General features: G+C 55.6%; 21 protein-coding genes. 9 read left to right on the forward strand and 12 right to left on the reverse strand.

Translation table 11 applies throughout. From position 1 onward, the window contains the following. Positions 1–24 precede the first annotated feature (24 nt). The 4 genes from BN3266_RS06280 to BN3266_RS06295 all read right to left on the reverse strand — a co-directional run bounded on the left by BN3266_RS06280 (position 25) and on the right by BN3266_RS06295 (position 4919). Positions 25–1488: a S1C family serine protease gene (locus BN3266_RS06280; protein WP_059004475.1), complete on the reverse strand. Its 1464-nt coding sequence runs from the start codon at positions 1486–1488 to the stop codon at positions 25–27. 73 nt (positions 1489–1561) lie between these two features. After that, positions 1562–3124 carry a HAMP domain-containing sensor histidine kinase gene (locus tag BN3266_RS06285; protein ID WP_059004476.1) on the reverse strand — a complete coding sequence of 521 codons (1563 nt, stop codon included), beginning with the start codon at positions 3122–3124 and terminating at the stop codon, positions 1562–1564. 74 nt (positions 3125–3198) lie between these two features. Next, positions 3199–3885, reverse strand: a complete 687-nt coding sequence (locus tag BN3266_RS06290) for a response regulator transcription factor (RefSeq protein ID WP_021659545.1) — start codon at positions 3883–3885, stop codon at positions 3199–3201. A 296-nt stretch (positions 3886–4181) separates the two neighbouring features. Next, entirely contained in the window at positions 4182–4919 is a 738-nt protein-coding gene (locus tag BN3266_RS06295; protein WP_044992618.1) for a class I SAM-dependent methyltransferase, read from the reverse strand. 473 nt (positions 4920–5392) lie between these two features. Between BN3266_RS06295 and ychF the strand changes: the two genes are divergently transcribed. The 3 genes from ychF to BN3266_RS06310 all read left to right on the forward strand — a co-directional run bounded on the left by ychF (position 5393) and on the right by BN3266_RS06310 (position 10056). Further along, complete coding sequence (gene ychF / locus BN3266_RS06300) at positions 5393–6487, forward strand: redox-regulated ATPase YchF (RefSeq protein WP_059004477.1); 1095 nt, start codon at positions 5393–5395, stop codon at positions 6485–6487. A gap of 414 nt (positions 6488–6901) precedes the next feature. Then, on the forward strand, positions 6902–8248 hold the full coding sequence (locus BN3266_RS06305; protein ID WP_021659540.1) for a sodium-dependent transporter: 1347 nt from the start codon (positions 6902–6904) through the stop codon (positions 8246–8248). Between the two features lie 968 nt (positions 8249–9216). Further along, a complete protein-coding gene (locus BN3266_RS06310) occupies positions 9217–10056 on the forward strand; it encodes a class I SAM-dependent methyltransferase (RefSeq protein WP_059004478.1) in 840 nt (279 codons plus the stop codon). Positions 10057–10120: 64 nt separating this feature from the next. Here BN3266_RS06310 and BN3266_RS06315 read toward each other — a convergent pair whose 3' ends face one another. Both BN3266_RS06315 and BN3266_RS06320 read right to left on the reverse strand, forming a co-directional pair. Then, entirely contained in the window at positions 10121–10708 is a 588-nt protein-coding gene (locus BN3266_RS06315) for a hypothetical protein (protein WP_075109688.1), read from the reverse strand. After that, positions 10705–11322, reverse strand: a complete 618-nt coding sequence (locus BN3266_RS06320) for a TetR/AcrR family transcriptional regulator (protein WP_059004479.1) — start codon at positions 11320–11322, stop codon at positions 10705–10707. Before BN3266_RS06320 ends, BN3266_RS06315 begins: the two co-directional genes overlap by 4 nt. Positions 11323–11832: 510 nt before the next feature. Between BN3266_RS06320 and BN3266_RS06325 the strand changes: the two genes are divergently transcribed. Beyond that, on the forward strand, positions 11833–13227 hold the full coding sequence (locus BN3266_RS06325; RefSeq protein ID WP_059004480.1) for an MATE family efflux transporter: 1395 nt from the start codon (positions 11833–11835) through the stop codon (positions 13225–13227). A 360-nt stretch (positions 13228–13587) separates the two neighbouring features. Here BN3266_RS06325 and BN3266_RS06330 read toward each other — a convergent pair whose 3' ends face one another. The 4 genes from BN3266_RS06330 to BN3266_RS06345 all read right to left on the reverse strand — a co-directional run bounded on the left by BN3266_RS06330 (position 13588) and on the right by BN3266_RS06345 (position 16760). After that, the gene (locus BN3266_RS06330) at positions 13588–13896 is read right to left on the reverse strand and encodes a hypothetical protein (protein ID WP_207644006.1); all 309 of its coding nucleotides are present in this window, start codon (positions 13894–13896) and stop codon (positions 13588–13590) included. Positions 13897–14124: 228 nt separating this feature from the next. Then, positions 14125–15318, reverse strand: a complete 1194-nt coding sequence (locus tag BN3266_RS06335; protein ID WP_015536407.1) for a site-specific integrase — start codon at positions 15316–15318, stop codon at positions 14125–14127. A gap of 78 nt (positions 15319–15396) precedes the next feature. Further along, positions 15397–15600, reverse strand: coding sequence for an excisionase (locus BN3266_RS06340; protein WP_002610247.1), 204 nt, complete (start codon positions 15598–15600; stop codon positions 15397–15399). Continuing rightward, on the reverse strand, positions 15600–16760 hold the full coding sequence (locus tag BN3266_RS06345; RefSeq protein WP_159461220.1) for a replication initiation factor domain-containing protein: 1161 nt from the start codon (positions 16758–16760) through the stop codon (positions 15600–15602). Before BN3266_RS06345 ends, BN3266_RS06340 begins: the two co-directional genes overlap by 1 nt. A gap of 395 nt (positions 16761–17155) precedes the next feature. Here BN3266_RS06345 and BN3266_RS06350 point away from each other — a divergent pair, with 395 nt between their 5' ends. The 5 genes from BN3266_RS06350 to panD all read left to right on the forward strand — a co-directional run bounded on the left by BN3266_RS06350 (position 17156) and on the right by panD (position 21214). Beyond that, on the forward strand, positions 17156–17827 hold the full coding sequence (locus BN3266_RS06350) for a helix-turn-helix domain-containing protein (RefSeq protein WP_004847061.1): 672 nt from the start codon (positions 17156–17158) through the stop codon (positions 17825–17827). Positions 17828–18204: 377 nt separating this feature from the next. Further along, a complete protein-coding gene (locus tag BN3266_RS06355; protein WP_242861731.1) occupies positions 18205–19161 on the forward strand; it encodes a Rossmann-like and DUF2520 domain-containing protein in 957 nt (318 codons plus the stop codon). Next, positions 19136–19963, forward strand: coding sequence for a 3-methyl-2-oxobutanoate hydroxymethyltransferase (panB, locus tag BN3266_RS13175; protein WP_004847068.1), 828 nt, complete (start codon positions 19136–19138; stop codon positions 19961–19963). The genes BN3266_RS06355 and panB overlap by 26 nt, the downstream gene beginning before the upstream one ends. Before the next feature lie 11 nt (positions 19964–19974). Beyond that, positions 19975–20820, forward strand: a complete 846-nt coding sequence (gene panC, locus BN3266_RS06360; RefSeq protein WP_004847070.1) for a pantoate--beta-alanine ligase — start codon at positions 19975–19977, stop codon at positions 20818–20820. Positions 20821–20833: 13 nt separating this feature from the next. Continuing rightward, a complete protein-coding gene (panD, locus tag BN3266_RS13180) occupies positions 20834–21214 on the forward strand; it encodes an aspartate 1-decarboxylase (RefSeq protein ID WP_004847071.1) in 381 nt (126 codons plus the stop codon). A gap of 438 nt (positions 21215–21652) precedes the next feature. Here panD and ybaK read toward each other — a convergent pair whose 3' ends face one another. Further along, entirely contained in the window at positions 21653–22144 is a 492-nt protein-coding gene (gene ybaK / locus BN3266_RS06365) for a Cys-tRNA(Pro) deacylase (RefSeq protein WP_059004482.1), read from the reverse strand. 117 nt (positions 22145–22261) lie between these two features. Beyond that, positions 22262–22801, reverse strand: coding sequence for a rubrerythrin family protein (locus BN3266_RS06370; RefSeq protein ID WP_021659528.1), 540 nt, complete (start codon positions 22799–22801; stop codon positions 22262–22264). Between the last annotated feature and the right edge of the window lie 18 nt (positions 22802–22819).

A 22819-nucleotide genomic window follows, 5' to 3' on the forward strand; every position in this document is an offset into this window, starting at 1 on the left:
GGAAAAGGGCGGTCAAAAAATCATTCAGCTCGCCTTGGAGCGGGTGGACTGGTTGGTGGTCGCGGGGGCGGGCACGTCCTCTTTGAGGGTCACCACCACCTCGAAGGTCTTGTCGGTGCCCGACTGCTGAGACCGGTAGATGGTCAGCTTCACCTCGTCGCCCGGCTTGCAGTTTTTCAGCTGGGCCTGCAGCGCCTCGTAGCTCTCGGTGCTCTCGCCGTTGAACTTGCGGATGATGTCCCCCGGCTGCACGCCGGTGCCCTCCAGGCTGCTGCCCTGATCGATGCTCTTGATGTAGAGGCCCTTGGGCAGCCCGTTGAGGCGGGAGGTGGTGTCGTTGATCTCGATGACCGTGACCCCCAGTTTCACCCGGTCCTTCACGTAGCCGTTTTGGATCAGCCCGTCGATGATGGGCTTGGCCTCGTTGATGGCGATGGCAAAGCCGATGCCCTCGTACTCGGTCTTGGCGATCTTGGAGGAGTTGATCCCCACCACCTGGCCGTACATGTTCACCAGCGCCCCGCCGGAATTGCCGGGGTTGATGGCCGCGTCGGTCTGGATGCAGTGCAGCGAATAGCCGGTAGAGCCGCCCACCGTCCGGTTGACCGCCGAGACGATCCCCTTGGTGACGCTCCCGGCCAGGCTGGGCCCGCCCGGGTTGCCGATGGCCAGCACGTCCTCGCCCACCTTCATCTGGTCGGAGTTGCCAAACTCGGCATAGGTCAGGTTCTGGGCCTCTATTTTTACCACCGCCAGATCGGTCTTGGTGTCTGTCCCCACCACCTTGCCGGTGTACTCCTCGTCATTTTCCAGGGTGATGGTCAGGCCGACCGCCCCCTCCACCACGTGGGCGTTGGTGATGATGTAGCCGTCGGCGCTCATGATGATGCCCGAGCCGTAGGAGCTGGCCTCCACCGTGCTCTGCTGGCTGTAGACGGCGATCCCCACCACCGCCGGTTTCACCTTGGTGGCCACCTGCTCGGTGGTCATCTTCTCGCCGCTCTTGGTCTCGGCGCCGTCGTCCCCGTCCTCAGGGCGGTTTTGGATGGTCACCCCCGCCTGGGAGCTGCCCCCCTGCCCGCCGGAACCCTTTTGGGAGTTTTTGTAGAGGATGTTGGCCCCCACCAAAATGCCGGAGAGGGCCAGCACGCAGCAGAGGATGACGGCAAAGGCCACCGCCCCCCTGCCCTTTTTGGGCTTTTTGTCCGGTCGCTTCCCCCCCGGGCCGCCGGGCGAGGCGTACCGGTCGGGGTCAAAGACAAAGGGCTGCGCCCCGCCCGGGCCCGCCGGCCGGTAGGGGGAATAGGGGGACTGGCCGTCCCCCTGCGCGCCGCCGCCCGGGGGCGGGGTCTGGGGGCGGTAGCCGCCCGGTTGCTGCTGCCCATAGGGCCCGGGGCCGGGAATGCTGGAGCCGCCCGGCCCGCCCGCGGAGGAAGCGCCGCCGGTCTCGTCCCGGGGCGTTTCGGGATTTTGTTGGTTATCAAACATGGAGAGGCCTCCTAATTTTGAATATTACGCCTTTGATTGTACCAATAGGATGTGACAGAACGGTGAAATCCCTTTAAATTTTTCTGTCCCCGTCCCCCGGGTCGGGAGCCTGCTGTCCCTCCGCCTCGGCAGGGGCGTCCGCCGGCTGGCCCTCCCGCCGGCCCTCGCCCTTGGCGGCCCGTTTGGCCCGCAGCGGTTTGGCCGCCGGCAGGGAGAAACGGAATTCGGTGTACTCCCCCTCTTTGCTGCTGACCACGATGTCGCCGCCGTGGCGGTTGACGATGGTCTTTGCGATGTAGAGGCCCAGCCCGACCCCCTTCTTGTCCAGTCCGCGGGAGCGATCGGTCTTGTAGAAGCGGTCAAACACCTGCTGCAACTGCTCTTTGGGGATCCCCTCGCCGCTGTTTCGCACCGCGGTGAAGGTATAGCCCCCCACCGTCTCAAAGCCGAAGGAGATGACGCCCCCCTCGTTGACAAACTTCACCGCGTTGTCCACCAGGTTGTAGATGACCTGGTGCACCAGGTCCCGGTCGCCCTCCACCATCACCTTGTCCACGTCCAGCCCCTCGATCTCGATGGACTTCTGCTCGATCTGCTGTTCAAAGGAGAGCAGGGCGGTGAAGATCACCTCGCAGATGTTGAAGGGGACGGTGTTGAGGGTCATCTCCCCGGCCTCGATCTTGGACACATTTAGCATGCCACTGACCAGCCGGGATAACCGCTTCACCTCGTTTGAGACCAGGCCCAGGTAGTGGTTTTGCCGCTCCGGGGGGATGGTCCCGTCCAAAATCCCGTCCACAAAGCCGCCGATGGTGGTCATGGGGGTCTTGAGCTCGTGGGAGACGTTGGCCACAAAGTTGCGCCGGGTCTGCTCCACCACCGCCAGGGAGGAGGACATGTTGTTGAGGGCCATGGCCAGTTGGCCCACCTCGTCGTCGGAGGTCACCGGCACCGTCTGCGAGAAGTCGCCCTGCCCGAAGCGGGCGGCGTAGCCGGCCATCTCCTTGAGGGGGGAGACCAGCCGCTTGGTGGTGTAGTAGATCACCGCGAAGGAGATGGCCAGCACCACCACCGCGGCGATGGCGAACATCCGCAGCACGTCCACCAAAAATTGCGAGAGCTCGTCCGCCGGCGAGGCGGCGAAGACATAGCCGATGATGTAGCCGTCGTCCCCGGTGATGGGCACGCTGACGATGTAGTGGGGGCGCTTGTAGATCTCCCCCAGCGTCCCCATCCCCCGGTAGCCCTTGGCCACGCTCGCCTGGGAGGATTTCTCCAGCACATCGGCGGGCACCCGGTAGGTGGTGTGGGCGCAGCGGGTCCCCTCGGTGCAGAGGACGGCGGCGCCGTTCACGTCGGTCATGAAGAGGTCGGCGTCCTCCTGGGTGGAGATCAGCAGCCGGTAGCCCTGGCGCAGGGTGTCGAAGTCCAGCAGATAGGAGTTGCCGTCGCTGGTGGTCAGCCCCGAGCTGGTGCGCTCGGCCGCCCGCTGGGCGATGATCAGCAGTTGGTCCTGGCGCTCGTCCTTAAAGTACTGGGCCGACAGCCCCAAAAACACCGCCCCCAGCACCACGATGCTGACCAGCACCACCGACACACAGGTAAAAAAATACCGCTTGACTATCCCGTTTCGCACCTCGGCGCCCCTTTCCCGTCCAGTCGCAAAACGGGGGCCTTCCGCCCCCGTCCGCACCGCTTTTTTTTTGCGCGCTAGTCTTTCACTTCAAACTTGTAGCCGACGCCCCACACCGTCTTGACCGACCACTGGGCGGAGACGCCCTCCAGCTTTTCCCGCAGCCGCTTGATGTGCACGTCCACCGTGCGGGAGTCGCCGTAGTACTCAAACCCCCACACCTCGTCGAGCAGCTGGTCGCGGGTGTACACCCGGTTGGGGTTGGAGGCCAGGTGATAGAGCAGCTCCAGCTCTTTGGGCGGGGTGTCCACGATCTTGCCGTCCACCTTCAGCTCGTACCGGGTCAGGTTGACCACCAGCTTGTCGTAGCGCACCTCTTTCACGTCGGAGGCCTGGGCGCGGGTGCCGGTGCGCCGCAGCACCGCCTTGATGCGGGCCACGATCTCCTTGGACTCAAAGGGCTTGACCACATAGTCGTCGGCCCCCAGTTCCAGCCCCAGCACCTTGTCAAAGGTCTCGCCCTTGGCGGTGAGCATGATGATGGGCACGTCGGAGGACTTGCGGATCTCCCGGCAGACCTGCCAGCCGTCGAGCTCGGGCATCATCACGTCCAGCACGATCAGGCAGGGGGCCTCCTCCTCAAAGAGTTTCAGGGCCTGTTTGCCGTCGTAGGCCACAACGGTCTGATAGCCCTCTTTGTCGATATACAGTCGCAGCAGTTCACAGATGTTTTTGTCGTCGTCTACGACGAGAATCTTTTCCACGCGTAAATCCCCTCCGGTTTCTTTGCCGCCAGGCAGCCGGGCCGCCCGACGCCTCACCTTCTATTTTTACATTATAGCGACTGCTCGGCGCGAAAGGTGAACAGTTTCTAAATGTTTGCCGCACGGCGCGGTGAGGGCGCCTATTTACCATTTATTATAGTACGGATCGGCGAAAGAAACCATATCATTTCCCCTGTTTTTTCCCCGCCGCAGCACTTTTTTGCGCCCCCTCCCCCCACGGCGGGAAAAAAGGGCGGTCCGCCGCCCGGCAGACCGCCCTTTTGAGGCCAAAGGCCCTATTTTTTCTCCCTCTCGGCGCGCACCAGCAGCATCATCGGCCGACGCAGCTCGTCGGCCATCCCCGGCACCTCCATCAGGCGGGGGTCGGGGCGGGGCTCCACCACCTCTTTGATGGCAAAGCCCGCCTGCAACAGGGTGTTCAAATAGCTGGTGAGGGTGCGGTGGTACTTGGTGACCTCGCACCCCAGGAAGTGGGCGGTGCGCCGCCCCTCGTCAAAGTAGCGGTCCACCGGCCAGTGGCGGGGGTTGCCCTCCCCGTCGCAGCACCACTCCTGGCTGCCCTCGGCGGTGAAGACCGGGTGCTCGCAGGAGAAGACAAAGCTCCCCCCCTCCGCCAGGCAGTCGTAGACGGCGCGGCAGACCGGGGCAAAGTCCTCCACATAGTGCAGGGCCAGCGAGCTGAGCACCAGGTCAAAGGAGCCGGGGGCGAAGTCCATCTCCTCCATGGCCATCCGCCGGTACTGGATGCGGGGGTCGGCGTTTCGCTCCCTCGCCCCGGCCAACATCTTTTCCGACAGGTCGGTGCCCAGCACCGACGCAGCCCCTTGGTCGGCCGCGTACTTGCAGTGCCAGCCAAAGCCGCAACCCAGATCCAGCACCCGCTTGCCCGCCAGCGCGGGCAGCATCCGCCGCAGCTCATGCCATTCGCCGGCCGCCGACAGCCCCTCCACCGAGCGGGGGAAGTGGCTGTACTGTTCAAAAAAAGTCTGGTCGTCGTAGTGGTTCTCTTTCATCTTGCAAATCTCCTTGTCTCTCTTCGCGCCCCCGTCCGGCCTGCCTGCGGCGGGGCGCAAAAAAGCCGCCGGCAGGGCGCTGTCGGCGGCAACCATCCCCCCGTCGGCGGGCAACACCAACAGACGGGTGCGCCTTCGCACCCGCCGGGCTGCCTGATCGCCGACGAGAGGGGGAGGGCGCTTTTCAGCCCTCCGTCAAAGCTCCGAACAGCGTCTCATCGCTTTCCATCTGCGCGGAGCGGCTTTTCCTTCTCATTTCCAGGGTCCAAATGGCGCACATTCGCCGTCCCTCCCTTTCCCCTTTACCATACCTCGGCGTCCCCCCTTCTGTCAACTGCAAAAAGGGGCGGCAAATTCGCGCGGGGGCATTTCCACCGGGCGGCCATTTGTGCTATACTGTTAAAAGCGCCGGGCGGCGGGGGCCCTGCCCCCCCAAAAGCCGCCCAAATGGAATAATAGTGAGGGATCTGCACGTGAAACTGGGAATCGTGGGTCTGCCCAACGTGGGCAAAAGCACCCTTTTCAACGCCATTACAAACGCCGGGGCCGAGTCGGCCAACTACCCCTTCTGCACCATCGAGCCCAACGTGGGGATGGTGGCCGTCCCCGACAAGCGGCTGGACAAGCTCGCCGAGATGTACCAGCCCGACAAGTTCACCCCCGCCACCATCGAGTTTGTCGACATCGCCGGGCTGGTGAAGGGCGCCTCCAAGGGCGAGGGGCTGGGCAACAAGTTCCTCTCCCACATCCGCGAGGTGGACGCCATCGTCCACGTGGTGCGCTGCTTTGAGAGCGGCGACATCGTCCACGTCGACGGCAGTGTCGACCCCCTGCGGGACGTGGAGACCATCAACCTGGAGCTGATCTTCTCCGACCTCGACATCGTCGAGCGCCGCATCCAAAAGGCCCAGAAGCTGGCCAAGGGCGACAAGGCCTACGCCGCCGAGGCCCAGCTGCTGGAGCGGCTGAAGGCCCACCTGGAAGAGGGCAAGCGGGCCTCGGTCTTCCCCTGCGAACCGGAGGAGAAGGCCCTCATCGACGCCATGGGCCTGCTCTCGGACAAGCCGGTCATCTACGTGGGCAACATGAGCGAGGACGACTTCATCGGCGACATCTCGAACAACGAGAACTACCAGAAGCTCTGCGCCCTGGCCCAGGGGGAGGGGGCCCTCTCCCTGCCCATCTGCGCCAAGATCGAGGAGGACATCGCCGACATGTCCGCCGAGGACAAGGCCCTCTTTTTGGGGGAGCTGGGGCTGGAGGAGTCGGGCCTCGACCGGCTCATCAAGGTCTGCTACGAGCTGCTGGGCCTCATCTCCTACCTGACCGCCGGCAAGCCCGAGGTCCGCGCCTGGACCATCAAAAAGGGCACCAAGGCCCCCCAGGCCGCCGGCAAGATCCACACCGACTTTGAGCGGGGGTTCATCCGCGCCGAGGTGGTGGCCTTCGACGACCTCATCGCCCAGGGCAGCATGGCCGCCTGCAAGGAAAAGGGGCTGGTCCGCTCCGAGGGGAAGGAGTACGTGATGCAGGACGGGGACGTGGTCCTCTTCCGCTTCAACGTCTGAGTCCGGGCCCCATTTGACAAACCGGCAGGGCGCCGCTATAATAAATCCATTCCGCCGGCAGTTCGTGTGCCGGCGACCAAACCAGACCGCTGGTGTCAAATCGCCGACGGGGAAAAAGCCCATCCAAGCGCCTTCAGAGAGCCGTGGCAGGTGTGAACACGGCGGCGAGCGGGGTGGGGTCAGTCGCCCCCGAGAGGGCGGGTGAACGGGGCGCGCCCCCCAGTAGTCCGCCACGGCAGGCCCCGTTATCGGCCGGGGATGTGTTTGCATCCCGCAGAGTTGGGCGCTCTTTGCGCCAAGTTGGGTGGTACCGCAGGAACCTTTTGTCCTGTCCCTTCACGTCGCCGTGAAGGGGCGGGACTTTTTTGCGTTCTCCGCAGGGGGGACCGAATCAACAAAGGAGTGTGAAACAACATGGACAAGAAAAAAACGGGCCGCGGCCACTTCACCGGCTCCCTGGGCTTTGTCATGGCCGCCGCGGGGTCGGCCATCGGCCTGGGGAACCTCTGGAAGTTCCCCTATGTGGCGGGTATCTCGGGGGGCGGGCTCTTCATCGTCTTCTACCTGATCTTCGCCCTGGTGCTGGGCATCCCCATCATGCTCTCCGAGATGGCGGTGGGCCGCAAGACCCAGCTCAACGCCATCGGCGCCTTCCGCAGCATCGACAAGAAGTGGTCCTTCGTCGGGGTGCTGGAGATCGCCTGCGCCTTCATCATCCTCTCCTATTACAGCGTGGTGGGGGGCTGGGTGATGAAGTACATCGGCAGCTACCTCACCGGCGCCAACGTCTCCGACGGGGCGGCGTTCGACACCTTTGTCTCCTCCCCGGTGCAGCCGGTCATCTGGCACCTGCTGTTCATGGCAGTGACCGTGGTCGTGGTCATCGGCGGGGTGCAAAAGGGGATCGAGACCTGCAGCAAATGGCTGCTCCCCCTCCTCTTTGTCCTCCTCATCGGGGTGGTGGTGCGCTCGGTGACCCTGCCCGGTTCGATGGAGGGGCTCAAGTTCCTCTTTGTCCCCGACACCGCCCTCCTCTCCGACCCCAAAGCCCTGATCGACTCCATCGTGCTGGCCATGGGGCAGGTCTTTTTCAGCCTCAGTCTGGGGCTGGGCATCGCCATCACCTACGGCAGCTACCTGAAAAAGGACACCAACATCACCAAGGACACCTGCACCGTGGTGGGGCTAGACACCCTGATGGCCCTGCTGGCGGGGATGGCCATCATGCCCGCCGTCTTCAGCTTTGGGATGGAGCCCACCGGCGGCCCCGGCCTCATCTTCAAAACCCTGCCGGCGGTCTTTGACTCCATGCCCCTGGGGCGGTTCTTCGGGCTGGCCTTCTTCTTTTTGGTCTTTATCGCCGCCCTCACCAGCGCCATTGCCCTGCTGGAGGTGGTCACTTCCTTCTTCATTGACACCTTCCACTGGCGCCGCCGCACCGCCACCCTGGTGATGGGCGGGCTGATGGCCCTCATCGGGGTCTTTGCCAGCCTCTCCATGGGCCCCCTCTCCGGCTTCACCATCGGGGGGATGAACCTGTTTGACGCCATGGGCTTTCTCACCGACAAGATCCTCATGCCCCTGGCCGCCCTGGCCACCTGCCTCTTTGTGGGCCACGTCTGGGGGGTGGGCAAGGTGACCGAGGAGGTGGAGCGCTGCGGCAAGCGGTTTGCCATCCGCCGCGTCTACGGCTTCCTCATCCGCTGGGTGGCGCCCACCCTCATCGCCGTCATCTTTGTCATGGGGCTCATCGGGGGGTGATCTCCCCCTTCCCCAAAAGCCCCTGCGCCCTCTTCGGCGCAGGGGCTTTTTCCCTCATCTTCCCTTCGTCCACTCCCCCGTGGGGCGGACAAAAAGGCCCTGGTGGGGGAGGTCCGCCACCCTTGCGGCAGGAGGCAGACAGCCTCTCCCTCGCCCGCACTGGTTTCGGTCGGCAGCGCCACCCCCTCGCCTCGAGTCGGCTCCCCCCGCCGGCAGTTGGGAGATGGCGTTCATGGCTGCGACGCCCGTCCGGGCACTGCCCCTATCACCGGCAGGCCCTAAATGGGGGGATCGCTTCCCAGTTTACAGGCCTCGGGCGGGTCGCCCTCCCCCGCCCGCATCGCCGTGGCCGACCACTCGTCTTTAGAGTGGGGCGATATGGCCGGTGCTCTGGTATATCCCGGCGGAAAAGAGGCGGCGCTGCAAGGCAAACGCCCGCAACACCCCCTGCCCAACCGCTGTTCTCCCCAGTTCGCCACAGCCATTCAGCGCGCCCGTGGCGATGAAAAGGCCCCTGGGCGCGAGATGGGTGGGTGCAGGCCCAACCGCACCCCACCCAGACAGATGACAGGGCTGGAGAAATAGAGTAGTATAGGGAGGAAAGAGACCGCCGGGAAAACAGGCGGGGCCGTTTCGCCCGGCGGGCGCGCGCTCCCCTGGTTTTTCTGGCGGGAGAAGTGCCCTGCCGCTGGCCAACCCAGCCCCCCTCCTCCGGGCGCGCCCATCCCCGCCGCTCCCCCCCTGCCGGGGTAGAGAAATTGGCGCTGTGCGAAGCGCCCGGTCGGCCGGCCGAAAGGAGAAGGGGACGCGGGGAGCCAGTCCGGCCAACCCCTCCGGCCAAACCGACAGCCCCCCCTCGCCGGCTGGGCGGAAAGCGCGGGATCTTGCCCGGCGGGGGCACCCCCTTCGCCGGGGAGATAGGGGGGACAGAGGCTGCGCACCGGCGCAGAGAAAGGGAGAAAGCGACCGTGAACCATCGACAACTGCTCCACTTTGCGGGGGACCCGCCCCCGCTCTACCAGCCCAGCACCGCCCCTTTTTGGGACGACGAGCACATCTCCAAAGGAATGCTGGAGGCCCATCTCGCCCCCGATCGGGACGGGGCCTCTCGAAAACACAGCTTTATTCGGTCCTCCGCCGAGTGGATCGCCGCCCTCTGCCGGAGCAGGGGCGCTGTGGACCTGCTCGACCTGGGCTGCGGGCCCGGCCTCTATGCCGAGCGGTTTTGCCTGGCCGGCCTGCGGGTGACCGGGGTCGATCTCTCCAAGCGCTCTGTCGCCTATGCCGCCGAGAGCGCCGCCCGACAGGGCCTCGCCATCGACTACCGCTGTCAAAACTACCTCCGGCTGCCCTTTGAGGCCGCCTTCGACGCCGCAGTGCTCATCTACTGCGACTTCGGCGTCCTCTCCCCAAAAGACCGGCAGGTCCTTCTGGCAAATGTCCGCCGCGCCCTGCGGCCGGGCGGGCTGCTGGTCCTCGACGTCTTCAGCCACAGGCAGCTGCGCCATTTCACCGAAGGCCGCTCCGTCTCCTTTTTACAGGAGGGGTACTGGTCCCCCCTGCCCCACCTCTGCCTTCAAAACAACGTCTATTACGCCGAGACGGACAACACCCTCGAACAGTCGGTCATCGTCACCGAGGGGGACTGCCGCTGCTACAACCTCTGGAACCAGCTCTACACCGCCCAGTCCCTGCAAGACGAGTTGGCGGCAGGCGGGTTTGGCGAAATACAGCTCTTCGACCGGGTGGACGGCAGCCCCTTCACCGACCGCGCCGACACCCTTTGTGCCGTGGCCCTCTCCCGGTGAGGGCCGTTTTGCAGAGAAATAGGGGGCGGCAACCGCGCGTTGCCGCCCCCTGTTTTTTTGCGCCCTAACACCGCCTGCCGAAATACCGCCGGCAAAGCACCCCCACCGGCGCAAAGTAGAGGCACCAACCCTCCAGCAGGACGGTGCCGATCCAGGCCCCGCCCTCCATCCCCGGCCCGAACACCCCGAGGATGGGAAGGGCAAAGCAGCCCAGGGCAAAAACGCCGTGGCCCAGCAGCAGCCCCTTGAGCCACCGCTCCTCCCGGCACCGGGGGACGACGGTGAGCCCGGCAAAGAAGGTGGCCAGGGCCATCAGCCCGTAGCCGAACAGGTCCAAATCAAAAAAGAGGCCGAAGCGCTGAAAGTCCAGCAGGGCCGCGGCCCCCTCGCTCAGCCCCCGGCGGACCGCCCCCAGTTGGGCAAAGTAGACCACCCCGTTGCAGAGGGCGTACATTCCGCCAAAACCCAGGGCGCAGGACCCGGCCACGCCCCCCTTTTGGGCAAAGACAGCCATCATCGGCAGAAAGCTCAGGGCAATGAAAAGGCTGCTCAAATAGCTGATAAACAGGCAGCCCACCAGCATCGAGAGGGCGAAGGCGGCCACCGACAGCAGATTGATCGCCGCGGCCGCCCGGCCGATCACCCGGTTCACTTTCCCTGCCCCCCTTCCCGCAGGCCGCCCGTCAGCAGGGCCACTAAGTCCCCCACAAAGCGGGCCCGCCCGTCGAACGTGTCGAGGGGGTAGCCCAGCATCCCCTCCAACTCCTCCCCGGCCAGAAAGGCCGCCTGCAGAGAGGCGGTGAGGGCAAAGGCCAGCAGGTTTTTCTGACCCTCGTCCCCTCCGGCCCCCAGGATGCCGGCAAATCCCCGGCGGGTGTTGTCGCTGTTGTCGCCCGCGGCGGGGCGCTGCATCTCCCCCAGAATCGAGATGCGGGAGACCTGGGGGTGGGCGGCCAGGAATTCAAATACCTGCACGGCCGAAGCGGACAGCCGCTCCCCCGCCGAGCCGCCCTGCGCCGGTTGAAAGCTGCCCACCACCCGGCTGATGACCCGCTGCACGCAGAGCTCGATGAGCCGGTCTTTGGACTGAAAGTGGTAGTTGATCAGCCCCACCCCCACCCCGGCCCGGGCGGCAATGGCCCGGGTGGTGACGGCCCGCACCTCGCCCCCGCTTTCCTCGATGAGGGCGCAGGTGGCCTCCACGATCCGCTCGCGCACCGGACAGGCCCGCCCGGCCGACACATTCTTCCCTTCCATCTGCTCCATCCCGCTCCTCCTTGCCCACGCCTCTGTTTGAACGCCGTTCAGTTTTGCTTTCATTGTACTGAACGGCGTTCAAATTGTCAAGGACCTTTTTCTGACGTCCCTCTACAGCGACCGCATCCTTTCCGCCGTTTTCCCCGTCCATTCCCATGTTTGCCCGATGGGACGGCCCTTCCGCCCTCTTTTGACAACATTTTTTGGCCATCTCGCCGTGTATAATCGTCCAATATTAGTCAAATCGCCAATCTTTTCTTACTTCCTTGACTTTCCCGTCCAGGGCTGTCTATACTGAGACTGGACATCGGCACAACTGCCGAGGACCGGTGGTAGGAGGTTTGACGCGCAAGCTGTCTCTTCTGCCTATTTTTTTGCCCTTTTCGTCACCGCAAGATCAGCAGCAACGCGTTGCAGCCGCTTCGCCTTGCTGTTTTTTTGCTTTTTTCGGGGTTTGCTCCCCGCCCCGCCCGGGGCGATCGCGGCACAGGATACACATTTACAGAAAGGATGATCGATATGACAAAAGACATGACCCGCGGCAATCCGGGAAAGATCCTCTTTCTCTTTGCCCTTCCCATCTTGTTTGGGAACATCTTTCAACAGCTGTACAGCATGGTGGACTCCATCGTGGTGGGCAACTTCGTCGGCTCCGACGCCCTGGCGGCGGTGGGCGGCTCCTACGCCATCACCTTCGCCATCACCGGCATCGCCTTCGGCCTCTCCAACGGCGCCTCCATCCTCATCGGCCAGTACTTCGGCGCCGGCCGCAAGCGGGAGGTGCGCCACTCCATCGTCACCTGCGTGGCCTTTTCCATCGCCCTCTCCCTGGTGCTGGCGGCGGTGAGCATCCTCGCCACCCCCGCTCTGCTGCGCCTGCTCAACACCCCCGAATCCCTGATGAGCATGTCCAAGCAGTACATCTACATCTACTTTTTGGGGCTGGTGTTCACCTTTACCTACAACATCCTCTCCTCGGTCTTTCGGGCGCTGGGGGACTCCAAGACCCCGCTGCTCTTCCTCATCATCTCCTCCATCACCAACATCGTGCTGGATCTGTGGTTTGTCATCAGCTTTGGCTGGGGGGTGGCCGGGGTGGCCATCGCCACCGTCATCTCCCAGGCGCTCTCCTCGGTGCTGGCCCTCTTTGCCCTGCAAAAGCGGCTGGCCGCCATCGCCGCGGCCGATGAGGAAAAGCTGGACGCCGAGCCCCTGCGCCAGCAGTTCTCCCCCACTCTGCTCAAACAGATGATCAAGCTGGCCATCCCCACCACCGCACAGGAGATCGCCATCTCCGCCGGGATGATGATCATGCAGGCCCTGGTCAACGGCTTCGGCCCCGTCATCATGGCCGCCTACACCGCCGCCATGAAGATCGAGAGCCTGGCCATGATGCCCATGGTCAACATCAGCACCGCCGTCACCGGCTACACCGCCCAGAACATCGGCGCCGGGAAGGTGGGCCGGGTCAAGACCGGCTACCGCTACTCCCTGCTCATCTCCCTGGGCTTTGCCGTGCTGATGGCTGGGGTGGTGATTCTCTTCGGCGGGCCGCTCTGCTCCATCTTCGTCAGCGGCGAGGGGGCCGAGGCGGTGATTTCCGCCGGGGCCAACTACCTGCTCTACTCGGCCGCCTCCTACTTCCTGATGGCCCTGCTCTTCCCCGCCGAAGGGGTGATGAAGGGCGCGGGGGACGTCAACCTCTTCATGGTTTTCGCCCTCTCGGGCATCGCCTCCAAGACCATCGCCGCCCTGGCCCTCTCCCCCATTCTGGGGTATACCGGGATCTGGATCGCAGTGGTCATCGGCTGGCTGGCCGAGTGCATCGGCACCACCGTCCGCTACCTGACCGGCCGCTGGAAGGACAAGGCCATTGTCCGCCCCGCCCCCTCCGAGGAGGTCGCCGCCCAGTAGCCCCGCGCCACCCAAACCACCGCCGAAACGGGCGGCACGCGCGGGCCCGAACGGGACATCGCTCAGACCTCTCCCCAAAAGGGGACCGCCATTTTGTGCGCGCATGACACCCGCTGGTCGCCCGCAACGGTCCCCTTCCCCTGCGCGCGGCTGACATTTCGTGCGCATCGGCCACCCGCTGTCACCGGTAAAACGGCAGGCCGGGGGCCATCGCACGCCATTCTACCCAACGGCCGCCTCTCTCTGTGCCTTCGGCACCCCTCCTTTCGGGGAATACTGTGCCAAGGCAACTGGATTTCCCGGCAGACGCCGGAGGCGGGCGCGCTGACACGACAAAAAACGGCTGAGAGCAGATTGCTCTCAGCCGTTTTCCATCTCTGCAGGCAGTTGGTAGAGGTAGGCCCGCCCCGCCTTGCCCGCGCGCTCCACCAGCCCCAGGGAGGCCAGCACGTTCAGCGCTCGGCGGGCCATCTCCAGGCGCTGGCGGGCGGCTTTCGCGTACTCCTTGGCGGTGAACGGCTGCGGCAGGCCAGGGGGGATCAGCTCCCCCCACTCCCGCCAGCCGGAGACCCACACCTGTCCGAACAGCCGGGTGGGCACCCGGTCGCTGCGGGTGGCCCGCCGCTTCTTGGTGCGGTCCCAGCCGTCGAGAAGGCGGTAGTCCTCCACCTCCAACAGGGGGATGCAGAACCGCAGCCCCTCCGTTTGTAAAAATTCTTTTATTTTCTATAAATTATATATATCTTTTTAACTATCTTTTTATATCTTCTTAAATGTCCGCAAAGCCTTATTTTATCGGCTCTACGGGCATTTTGCTTTTGTGGTAAACCTCACATATCTAGGTCTATCTTCTTATATTTTCGCTATCAAGCGTGGTTAAAATCGTGGTAAATACTTCTATGCGATTAAACGCTGAACCTCTGATTTTGCAGTATCTATGGACGCATGAGCATACCAGTTCATTGTGATACTGATATTTGAATGTCCCATGATATACTGTAAATCTTTCGGGTTCATGTTCTTGCTTGCCAATCTTGTGCAGAATGTATGGCGTAGCGTATGCGGTGTGATATGTGGCAAAGGGTTATCCTTATGGTGCTTGTTGTATTTCTTTACCATACGGACAAAAAGCATATTGTAATCAATCGCAACTTTGGGCTTGCCTTTCTGATTGACAAATAGGAAGTTGCCCCGTCCATCTATCACAAATGGTTCTGCCTTTGGGCGTTTCTTCATAACCCGTTGAAATGCTTGTATCGTTTCCTTGCTTAATGGCACTTGCCTTGTTCCGCTTTTTGTCTTAGGCGTTTCAATATAATAACCTTGTTCCTTGCTCTTTAGTAACTGGTGGTCGATAACTACAACCTCATGGATAAAATCAACGTCCATGATTGTCAGTCCGCACAGTTCCGAGATACGAAGTCCTGTCTTTAACAGTATCAGCACATCATCATAATACTTGTGATACACATTGTCCGTCTTGATGAATGAGAGTAGGGCTAGTTCCTGTTCCTCTGTCAATGCGACTTTCTCTTTGGTATCATTTTCTAGGACTTCACTCAACTTGAAATCAAAAGGGTTTTTCCTTACACAATCGTCTTGTATGGCGATATAGAATGACGCTTTTAACGAGCGTTTATGGTTGTTAATGGTGTTATAGGAAAAGCCTTTGTCTTTCATGCGTAACGCCCATTCCTTAGCGTCAGAGGGTTTTATCGTATCAATGCTCCTAGCACCTAACTTGTCCTCTTTCAATAACCGCATGAGCTGTTCCCGTTGTTTCTGTGTGCTTTTCTTCACGTTTGCCCTCTGTGCGTTCTGTTTGGCGTAGAGTTGGCAAAGCGTCATTTTCTTGCCTGTGCTGTCGATACCGTCCTCAATATCCCGTCTTATCTGCTGTTCCAGTTCACGAAGTGAGGGTTTTTCCCGTTTTCCCTTTGGTGTCGGGTCTGTGGGTGTCAATCTCCAAGCATACACATATTTTGTGTTTCCAAATGCGTCCACATATTTATATAAGTATTTTCCGTCTGTTCGTTGGCTCTCTCCAGTATGCAAGATACGTCCTTTGCTATCCCGTCTTTTTTCTTTCATGGTGTCTGCTCCTTTCCTTATTGGAAAGAGCCTTGATATGACTTGTGTTTATCATAACACATACAAGGCTCATTTGCATTAGATTGCGTCCAATTTGTCAATGACCTTTTCAAACTGTCGGCGTTTAATCTGTATGCGGTTGCCATTCATAATGAGCCAGCCAGCGTCCTTGTTTTCCTCTGCCAAGCGTCTTAACTTGTTTTCTCCGATACGGAAATACTTTGACGCTTCTTCAATGGTAAGGGTGTATTTTTCCCATACAGGAATATCGTTGTTATTCATCAGATACCCCCTTTCCCATGTTTCGTGTCATACTGGATATAGGGGATAAGGTCGGTGCGGTCTATCCTCTGTAAGTGGGCGGTTAGTTTGCTGGAAAGGGAATTGCTGTATCTTGCCTTATCAAGCATAGTTCCCACTTTTTCCAGTCCACCTAATGCGTCATGTTCTTCCAAGAAGTAAAAACTTTTCACAGCGGAAATCACGCCACCCTCTGTGAGCCATTGCTGTGTTTCCTCAAGAGAATTATGTAGTTTCGGTACTTGCAGTTTTAAGACTTCCACAGCCCCTAAAAAGCGTTCCCAAAACCGACACGTTTTCCATCTGCTCTTATTACTTTCATTTCTGTTTGGCACGACAAAGCGTAGGTTGTTTGCCAATAGACCGAAAGCCAGTTCCCCAAGTTCCAGCGGTCTGTCTTTGAATGTCATGGCAAAAGCATGAGCCTTATCATCACGCAGTTGCATTTCTGTCCGTTTCCAACTGCCGACTTCATCAAGTGTCTTATTATGCTTTGAACAGACTTCCTTATCTTTATCATAAAAACGGTAGGACAATCCCGATTTACCAGCACCGATATAAACAGTCTTTGCGGTGTCGAAATCATCAAACTTGCTTTCGTCAAAGTGGTAGCCCTCACTATTCGAGATAAATTCCTCTTTTTCGCATTTCTTCTTTATCTGCTCTATGGTAAAGAATGGTTTTTCGTTTTTATCATCAATGGCAATATCAAGTCTTGTGAAATGGAAGTTATCCAGTCCGTATCTTCGCTCACAGCGTCGGAACATATCCCCAAAGGTATAATTCCTATTGTTGAGAATACGGAAAATATCATCACAACCTCTGCCAGTCATAACAAGATAACAGCCTAGCCCCTGTGGGTTATCCTCTGTCTTTCTTGCGTCTCCCGATACATAAATATCTCCAACCTGCCAGCGTGCTTGATAAGTCTTGAATTTTATCGTTGCTGGATAAACATTGAAAATGTCAGTCGGTAAACCTAAAATGTGCATGATTACATCTTCAGCGGTTGCCGTTTCAAATACAATGCTGATGTAATCAATCTTAACGGATAAATTTTTGTGTGTAGTTATAGTGCATTTCTCCTTTCGTATGCCCCGTTTTTTGCGGGGTAAAAATCGTGTTTTTCCTTTATTTATCACAGTTTCTAGGTACTATGACATGTATACGCAGGGCGGTGTTACATATACGCCCTTTACGAGCGCCTAAAGGCGTTCCCTTTCTTCCTGTGTCTGTTCCGTTCTTAACGCTCACGAGCCTTGAGAGGCTCGTGGCTAAACGAAACAGCCCCAGTCAGAAACCCTATTTTTAGTCTGATAGTCCATGCTCATTCATGCTATCAAAGTGAAAACATCTCTTATATATGCTTACTCAAGTGTGTGATTGACCCTAGCGTGCTTAATCACTCTGTCTGATAAGATAATAACGCCACTAGAATTACTTGTCAAGAAGTTTCGATTGACTTTTCGATATATATTAAGTATGATATGCTTATAAATGACAATAAAAGCAACGAAAGGAGCGGTTATACTAAGTTATGGAGTATTATGAAAAGAAAATCAGTTTCTTAGGAGAAAACATACAAATCATAAGAAAACACAGGGGAATGAAACAACAGGAACTTGCCAATAAAATCGGTATCAATATGCAGAGCCTTTCCAAGATTGAACGAGGTGTGAATTATCCTACCTTTGATACATTGGAAAAGATAATGGACGTGCTGGGAGTAACACCGAATGAATTATTGTCGGGGGAATGGAAATATATTGACCACACCGAGCCATATATCATGGACGTTATCAAACGAGAACAGGATTTTAATGTTTCCTTAGATTATTTGTCTGAAAATGAATTTTTCAATGACGAAAAAGAATGTAGATTTTACATGGAAACTACATTGATTAGATACATTAGCAATTATCTTTCTAGTGAGGTAGTAGAGTTGGAAGAACTTATGGAAATCAAGCAGTTGATACAGCGTCAGAAATTGGAACGCATGATGAAAGTACATAAGGAAATGCGAGGGTTAGACCGATACAGAGAACAGCCCAAAGAGTATAAATATCACGACCCTTATGATGATTGGATATTCCGTCAGCTTGCAGATATAGACAACAGAAACAACATTCCCAACACTTCGCCACAATTAGATTTTAATGAAACGGACTATGAAGATTATCTAAAAGAGAAATGGAATAGAGGACTTTAATTTTCCTCTTGCATGAAAGATACAGCAAACAAAAAGCCCAATCAAGAGTGCAAAGCACCACCAATGGTGGTAAGGCTCTTTACAGGGTTCTTTCTTTTCTGTGGTGGGTAATCAAGCGAAAAATGAAGAAGTGTTTTGTCATGCTTTATATTTTTATCCCGACTTTGATAATTCAGATTGTGAAAATGATTAAATACAGAAAAGCTAAATAACACGATTTATATTAGCATCACTTTAATGATAAATTAGTTAGAGTGGTGCCTTATTTTTTTCTCTGTACAATCACTTAAATAGGTGCTATAGTAATGGGTAGATAGTATTCGAACAGAAACTATACCACATATTTTTTATTTTTAAACCATGAGGATTATATCAGTTTGAACGAGACCTCATCCATGCAGATTTTCATGATTGTCACTTCCCAGAAAGGAGTGATCGATATGAGAGCAGGATTTATCGGAGCGGGGAAAGTAGGATTTTCCCTTGGAAAATACCTGAAGGAAAACGGCGTAGAGATTACGGGTTACTTCAGCAAATCACCGGAATCAGCTAAATCAGCAGCAGATTTTACTAACACAAAACTATATAAGAGTATAGAGAATATCTTAAGTGACAGTGATACCCTGTTTATTACTGTGCCTGATGGACAGATAAGCAAAGTATGGGATTATATGAAGAATCTGGATATTAAAAATAAAAATATTTGTCATTGCAGCGGTTCGATTTCATCAACCGTTTTTTTTGATGGTGAAAACCTCGGTGCAAATATCTATTCGGTACATCCCCTATATGCAATAAGTGATAAGTGCGAATCATGGAAACACTTGAATAAGGCTTATTTTACTGTGGAGGGTTCGGCAGAGAATCTAGATGAGATTAAGAGTATCTTTGAGCGAGCAGGAAATAAGGTAATCGCAATGGGAGCGGAAAATAAATCTCTTTACCACTGCGGTGCAGTAGTTGTAAGCAATCTCGTAAACGGACTTTTTCAAGTGGGGGCTGAAATGCTTGTAAAATGCGGCTTTGATAAAAAAGATGCAAAGAAAGCCTTAGTGCCTTTGTTTACTGGAAATGCCGACACATTGGCAGAAAAAGGGGTTGCGGCTGCCCTCACAGGTCCTGTTGAGCGAAATGATTTGTCGACTATCACAAAACACATTGAAGCTATTAAGGCAGCATGGATAAACGAGTCTGAGGAAAAGGTGGGATATGAGATGATATATCTTTTGCTTTCAGAAAAGCTTCTCAGTATTGCACAGGAAAAACATTTAGACAGTGACTATTTGAAGATGACGGAGGTAATTAAAAATGAAAAACACAGTATCCACTTTTAAAGAACAGAAGGTTAAGGGCGATAAGATTACAATGCTGACAGCCTATGACTATTCGACAGCTAAATTGATGGATCAGTCAGGTATTAACGGTATTCTCGTTGGAGATTCTCTTGGCATGGTTATGCTCGGATACGAAAATACTTTGCCGGTAACAATGGAAGATATGATTCACCATACAAGAGCAGTTACAAGAGGTGCCAAAGATGCCTTAGTAGTTGGAGATATGCCGTTTATGTCATATCAAGTTTCAGTTGAAGAGGCCATGTATAACGCAGGAAGACTTATGAAAGAAGGAAGATGTCAAGCAGTAAAGCTAGAAGGTGGAGCCTCTGTTTGTCCACAGATTAAAGCTATTACAGCTGCTTCAATTCCTGTTATGGCACATATTGGACTTACACCTCAGTCAGTGAACGTTTTTGGAGGCTTTAAAGTTCAGGGAAAAAGTGAAGAGGGAGCAAAGAAACTCATTGAAGAGGCAAAAGCTGTTGAAGAAGCAGGAGCATTTGCGATTGTTTTGGAATGCGTACCTGCAAAATTAGCGGAAATTATTTCTGAAAGCATTAATATTCCTACAATAGGAATAGGTGCAGGATCTGGCTGCGATGGACAGATTCTCGTTTATCAGGACATGCTTGGAATGGTCTCTGACTTTACACCTAAATTCGTAAAACAATTCGCAAAGGTAGGAGATGTAATGAAAGAAGCCTTTGCTGCATATATAGAAGAAACTAAACAGGGAAGCTTTCCAGCACCTGAACACACATTTAAAATTTCAGAAGATGTAATTAACAAGTTATATTAGGAGATAGAACGATGAAAATAGTAAAAACCGTAGATGAAGTGAGAGTTATAGTCAAAGAATGGAAGAAAGAAGGTCTTACAGTAGGTCTTGTTCCTACTATGGGATTTTTGCACGAAGGACATAAGAGTTTAATTACAAGGGCTGTTTCAGAAAACGATAGAGTTGTTGTCAGTGATTTTGTAAATCCGACTCAATTTGGAGTAGGGGAAGATTTGGAAAGCTATCCGAGGGATTTGGAAAGGGATACTATGCTATGTGAGGAGGCAGGTGCTAATTTAATATTTAATCCTGAGCCGGAAAATATGTATTTTGACGATTTTTCAACATATGTAAACATAGAAAGTCTTTCAGAGGAACTTTGTGGAAAATCACGACCAATACATTTCAGGGGTGTAGGCACAGTAGTATCTAAACTTTTTAATATTGTAAATCCCGACAGAGCTTACTTTGGTCAAAAGGATGCACAGCAGCTTGCGATTATAAAAAGAATGGTTAGAGATTTGAACTTTGATATCGAAATTGTGGGCTGCCCTATAGTTAGAGAAGAGGATGGTCTTGCAAAGAGTTCAAGAAATACATATCTAAGCAAAGATGAGAGAAAGGCGGCACTAATTTTAAGCAAAGCAGTTAAGCTCGGAGAAGATATGGCAAAAGCAGGAGAAAAAGATACAGATAAAATTGTATCAGAAATGATTAAGCTTATTGAAACTGAGCCTATGGCGAAAATAGATTATGTTCAGGCTGTAGACGCTGTTTCAGTTAAACCGGTCAAGGAGATGACAGCACCAGTACTAGTTGCCATGGCAGTTTATATCGGCAAAACCAGATTGATTGACAACTTTATTTACGAAGGTTAAACGGGGGTTAAATATGACATTTGAAATGTTAAAGGGGAAGATACACAGAGCTACAGTAGTTCAAGCAGAACTTGATTATGTAGGAAGCATCACTGTAGACGAAGACTTACTTGACAGTGCCGGAATTTTGGAGTATGAAAAGGTAAGTATCGTAGATATAAATAATGGGAACAGATTTGAGACATACACAATTGCAGGAGAAAGAGGCAGCGGAATGATATGTCTCAATGGAGCTGCTGCAAGATGTGTTCAGACAGGTGATAAGATAATCATAATGTGCTATGCACAGATGACTCCAGAAGAGGTAAAGAAAAATCCACCTAAAGTAGTATTTGTAGATGAGGATAACAAAATATCAAGAGTCGCAAGATACGAAAAACATGGTAAGCTATAAGACATGTAATTTGCAAATAAAAAAGGGCATTTCGGTAATTAAAAAATGTAAAAGGTGAAGAATATGTCATCTGCCCTCGTTGTGAGCAAGAAGTTTATAAAGAAGTAATAATTTATCCATTTTGTAACTTTGGCATAATGGCATGGCTTGAAGGAGAAAATGATGAAAATAGCAAACCAGTGAAAGATAAATCTAAGTAAAATCTCAGCTTAACAATTTAATATCTATATTTACAAAGCAGTTGGTCTTATGATTGACTGCTTTTAAAAAAGACACCGTTTAGGTGTGAGGTCTTTTTAGTGTTATTTATAGTCATATCAAGGCTCGTTTAATTATGGTAAATTCGTGGTAAAATGAGTGCTTTTCTATACTTCAAAATATTTGAAAGTATAGTGTTTATACGGATAATCAAAAATTAGATATAAAATTTAATAAAAATTACAAAATAGCGATTTCCGCGGTGGTGCCGCCCACCAGCTTCAGCAGGTCGCTGGGGGCGCACTCCACCTGAAAGCCGATTTTCCCGGCGCTGAAGAGGATGGTGTCAAAGAGGAGGCAGCTCTCGTCCACCACCGTCTTGTAGGGCTTTTTCATCCCCACGGGGGAACAGCCGCCCCGCACGTAGCCGGTGACCTGGTTGATTTCCCGGACGTGGATCATCTCCACGCTCTTCTCCTCCGCCGCCCGGGCCGCCGCCTTCAAATCCAGTTCGGCGGCCACCGGGATGCAGAAGACCAGATAGCTGCCGCTGTGGCCCCGGCAGACCAGGGTCTTGAAGACCTGCGCCGGGTCCTGCCCCAGTTTGGCCGCCACCCCCTGGCCGTCGATGACCCCGTCTCGGTGGTCGTAGGCGTGGGTCTGGTGGGGGATCCCCTCCCGCTCCAGAATGCGCATCACGTTGGTCTTTTCCGCCTTTTTCTCCCTGCCCATGGGCGCGCCCTCCTTTTCTCTATTGCGGGTTTTAGTATACCACGTTCCCCGGCGGGCGGCCAGTGGGCAAAAAAAGAGGGGGCCCGACAGGCCCCCTCTCCCATGGACAGTCGTCTGTTACAGCTTGCCGCCCTCCAGCTCAAAATAGCTCTGGGGGTAGTGGCAGACCGGGCACTTCTCCGGCGCCTTCATCCCGGTGCAGATATAGCCGCAGTTTTTGCAGATCCAGGTCTCGGCCTGGGGCTTTTGAAACACCTCGCCGCCGTCCAGGTTCTGCTTCATCTGGTTGTAGCGCTCCTCATGGCTCTTTTCGATCTCCCCCACCAGGCGAAAGCGCTCGGCAATGGCGACAAACCCCTCTTCCCGGGCGGTCTTCTCAAACTCCTTGTACATCTCGCTCCACTCAAAGTGCTCCTTCTCGGCGGCGTCCACCAGGCTGTCGGCGACGCCGGGGACCTCGCCCCCCTTGAGGTATTCAAACCACATCTCGCCGTGGGCGCGCTCGTTGGCGGCGGTGAGTTTGAAGAGGTCGGCAAACTGCTCGTACCCCTGCTCCTTTGCCTTTTTGCCGTAGAGCAGGTATTTGAGATGGGCCTGTGCCTCCCCGGCGAAGGCGGCCAACAGGTTGTCGTGGGTCTGGCTGTTTTGCAGTTCCATAGAAGATTCCTCCCATTT

The organism is Bittarella massiliensis (ex Durand et al. 2017) (genome assembly GCF_001486165.1).
In the GTDB taxonomy this organism is placed as follows: Bacteria; Bacillota; Clostridia; order Oscillospirales; family Ruminococcaceae; genus Bittarella; species Bittarella massiliensis.

Bases quoted from the DNA above. Each gene is read 5' to 3' on its own strand.
- BN3266_RS06280 (WP_059004475.1), bottom strand. From the start codon at position 1,488: ATGTTTGATAACCAACAAAATCCCGAAACGCCCCGGGACGAGACCGGC.
- BN3266_RS06295 (WP_044992618.1), bottom strand. From the start codon at position 4,919: ATGAAAGAGAACCACTACGACGACCAGACTTTTTTTGAACAGTACAGC.
- BN3266_RS06305 (WP_021659540.1), top strand. From the start codon at position 6,902: ATGGACAAGAAAAAAACGGGCCGCGGCCACTTCACCGGCTCCCTGGGC.
- BN3266_RS06320 (WP_059004479.1), bottom strand. From the start codon at position 11,322: ATGGAGCAGATGGAAGGGAAGAATGTGTCGGCCGGGCGGGCCTGTCCG.
- BN3266_RS06325 (WP_059004480.1), top strand. From the start codon at position 11,833: ATGACAAAAGACATGACCCGCGGCAATCCGGGAAAGATCCTCTTTCTC.
- BN3266_RS06335 (WP_015536407.1), bottom strand. From the start codon at position 15,318: ATGAAAGAAAAAAGACGGGATAGCAAAGGACGTATCTTGCATACTGGA.
- BN3266_RS06340 (WP_002610247.1), bottom strand. From the start codon at position 15,600: ATGAATAACAACGATATTCCTGTATGGGAAAAATACACCCTTACCATT.
- BN3266_RS06350 (WP_004847061.1), top strand. From the start codon at position 17,156: ATGGAGTATTATGAAAAGAAAATCAGTTTCTTAGGAGAAAACATACAA.
- panB (WP_004847068.1), top strand. From the start codon at position 19,136: ATGAAAAACACAGTATCCACTTTTAAAGAACAGAAGGTTAAGGGCGAT.
- panC (WP_004847070.1), top strand. From the start codon at position 19,975: ATGAAAATAGTAAAAACCGTAGATGAAGTGAGAGTTATAGTCAAAGAA.
- panD (WP_004847071.1), top strand. From the start codon at position 20,834: ATGACATTTGAAATGTTAAAGGGGAAGATACACAGAGCTACAGTAGTT.
- ybaK (WP_059004482.1), bottom strand. From the start codon at position 22,144: ATGGGCAGGGAGAAAAAGGCGGAAAAGACCAACGTGATGCGCATTCTG.
- BN3266_RS06370 (WP_021659528.1), bottom strand. From the start codon at position 22,801: ATGGAACTGCAAAACAGCCAGACCCACGACAACCTGTTGGCCGCCTTC.